Raw genomic sequence first — 2,356 nt, 5'->3', positions numbered from 1 at the left:
GGGCGCGGCCGGCCGTGCCGCCGCCGCGGCTTCGGCCGGCGTGCGCAACGTCAGGGCCAGCGCATGCAGGCCCGTCGCGAACTCGGCGGCGAGCGTCGCATTGACGGCGCGGTGGCGGGCGACCCGTCCCTGCCCGTCAAACGCGTCCGCGACGAGCAGTACCGCGTAATGCGTCTCGCCCTCCGCGCGCGCGCCGGCGTGGCCGGCATGGCGGTGGCTCTCGTCCACCACCGCGATCGCCTGCGGGGTGAACGCCGCCCGCAACGCGGCTTCGATCCGGGCGGCACGGCTGCTGTTCGCGGGGTCGGTCATCGGCGGATCATCCCTTCTGTCGGCCACTCGTCCGATGGCGCGACGGTTCGCGCGGCCGGCGCCGCGCGTCGGCAACGTGGGCGGCATGCGCCCTGTTGCCAACCGGCGGCCGCGCCGCACATAAGCGTGGCATGACCCGTAGCCCACCGCGAGCCCGGGCCTACGCGCCCGATCCGGACGCGCCGGGCCATGTGTGCGACATGCCCGGATGCAACGAAGCCGGCGCCTATCGCGCGCCCAAATCGCGCGCGCAGCTTCGTGAATACTGGTGGTTCTGTCTGGAGCACGTGCGCGCGTACAACGCGAAATGGGACTTCTACAAGGGCATGACGCCCGGGCAGATCGAACAGGAATTGCGCGCCGACCTGTCCTGGCAACGCCCGTCATGGCCGCTCGGACGGCTCGGCGCGGCGGCGTGGGAGGACGCGCTCACGCACGACCCGCTGCTCGCGGCGGCCGAGTTCGGCAAGCGCGGCCGCAAGACGGCCCGGCCGGACACCCCGAGCGATCTGAAAGAGCCGCTGGCCACCCTCGGCCTTGCATGGCCCACGACGCTCACCGAGGTGAAGGCGCGCTACAAGGAACTGGCCAAACGCCACCACCCCGATGCCAACGGCGGCGACCGGGGGGCGGAGGAACGGCTGAAGACGATCAACCTTGCCTATGCCACGCTGCGCAGCCGCCTTGTGGACGGGGCGCCCCACGCCGCGTCGGCCTGACCCGGCGCTCACGGGCCGGCAAGGGGCCCGGCGCCGGTGGCTGCCCTGCCGCGTCGCGGCTTGCCCTCCCGCGGCAGCGCGATAGGATTTGCCGTATATGACAGGATCGCTGTTCTGATGAACAAAGTCGCGACTTTGGCCGAGCTGCGCCCGACCTCCGCCATCGACCAGCCGGACACCGAGGTGGCCGCGCGCGAGGCGTTCGGCATCGACACGGACCTTATCGCCCCGGCCTTTTCCGTGCGCACCGAGCACGTGCCGGAGATCGACAGCTCGTACCGCTTCGACCGCGAGACGACACTCGCGATCCTCGCGGGCTTCATCCACAACCGGCGGGTGATGATCCAGGGCTATCACGGCACCGGGAAATCGACGCACATCGAACAGGTGGCGGCGCGGCTGAACTGGCCGTGCATCCGCGTCAACCTCGACAGCCACATCAGCCGCATCGACCTGATCGGCAAGGACGCGATCGTCCTGAAGGACGGCAAGCAGGTGACCGAGTTCCGCGAGGGCATCCTGCCGTGGTGCCTGCAGCACCCCTGCGCCCTGGTGTTCGACGAATACGACGCCGGGCGTCCGGACGTGATGTTCGTCATCCAGCGCGTGCTGGAGGTCGAAGGCAAGCTCACGCTGCTGGATCAGAACCGGGTGATCCGCCCCCACCCGTACTTCCGTCTGTTCGCGACGTCGAACACGGTGGGTCTGGGGGACACGACCGGCCTGTATCACGGCACGCAGCAGATCAATCAGGGGCAGATGGACCGCTGGAACATCGTCGCCACCCTGAACTACCTGCCGCACGCGCAGGAGACGGCGATCGTGATGGCCAAGCTCGGCGTGGATGCGTCCAACACGGCGGAGCGCAAGCGCATCGAAAGCATGGTCGCGCTTGCCGACCTGACGCGCGCGGGCTTCATCAACGGCGACATCTCGACGGTGATGTCCCCGCGCACCGTGATCACCTGGGCCGAGAACACCCGCATCTTCGGCGACGTGGGCTTCGCCTTTCGGATGACGTTCCTGAACAAGTGCGACGAGGCGGAACGGGCGACCGTCGCCGAGTACTACCAGCGCTGCTTCAACGAGGACATTCCGACGGGCACGCTTCCCCGCCGGCAGTAGGCGCGCATGAGCAACGGCGGCAAGGACAATACCCGCAGCGAGGAGTTCAAGCGCGCGACCGCGGGCGTGCTGCGCGCCCTGGCCGACACGCCGGAAGTGCAGGTCGCGTTCCAGCCCGGCCCGTCCGGTCTGACCGGCAAGCGCGCGCGTCTGCCGATGCCCTCGCGCGCCCTGCCGGCGGCCGAGATGGCACGCCTGCG

The 2,356-nt window shown here is 69.8% G+C and carries 3 protein-coding genes and 1 pseudogene; 3 read left to right on the top strand and 1 reads right to left on the bottom strand.

What is annotated here, in order from left to right; genetic code table 11:
• Positions 1 to 312 (bottom strand): BolA family protein (locus B8460_RS07140; protein WP_084623305.1); only part of this gene is annotated, 312 nt, incomplete at its 3' end.
• Positions 313 to 443: 131 nt separating this feature from the next.
• Between B8460_RS07140 and B8460_RS07135 the strand changes: the two genes are divergently transcribed.
• The 3 genes and pseudogenes from B8460_RS07135 to B8460_RS07125 all read left to right on the top strand — a co-directional run.
• Entirely contained in the window at positions 444 to 1,031 is a 588-nt protein-coding gene (locus B8460_RS07135) for a J domain-containing protein (protein ID WP_048860893.1), read from the top strand.
• Positions 1,032 to 1,148: 117 nt separating this feature from the next.
• Entirely contained in the window at positions 1,149 to 2,156 is a 1,008-nt protein-coding gene (gene cobS, locus B8460_RS07130) for a cobaltochelatase subunit CobS (RefSeq protein WP_048860892.1), read from the top strand.
• 6 nt (positions 2,157 to 2,162) lie between these two features.
• Positions 2,163 to 2,356: pseudogene (locus B8460_RS07125) on the top strand (cobaltochelatase subunit CobT); the annotation flags it as partial.

It is taken from the genome of Acidisphaera rubrifaciens HS-AP3 (genome assembly GCF_000964365.1).
In the GTDB taxonomy this organism is placed as follows: Bacteria; Pseudomonadota; Alphaproteobacteria; order Acetobacterales; family Acetobacteraceae; genus Acidisphaera; species Acidisphaera rubrifaciens.
This window is presented reverse-complemented; position numbering and strand designations above follow the sequence as displayed.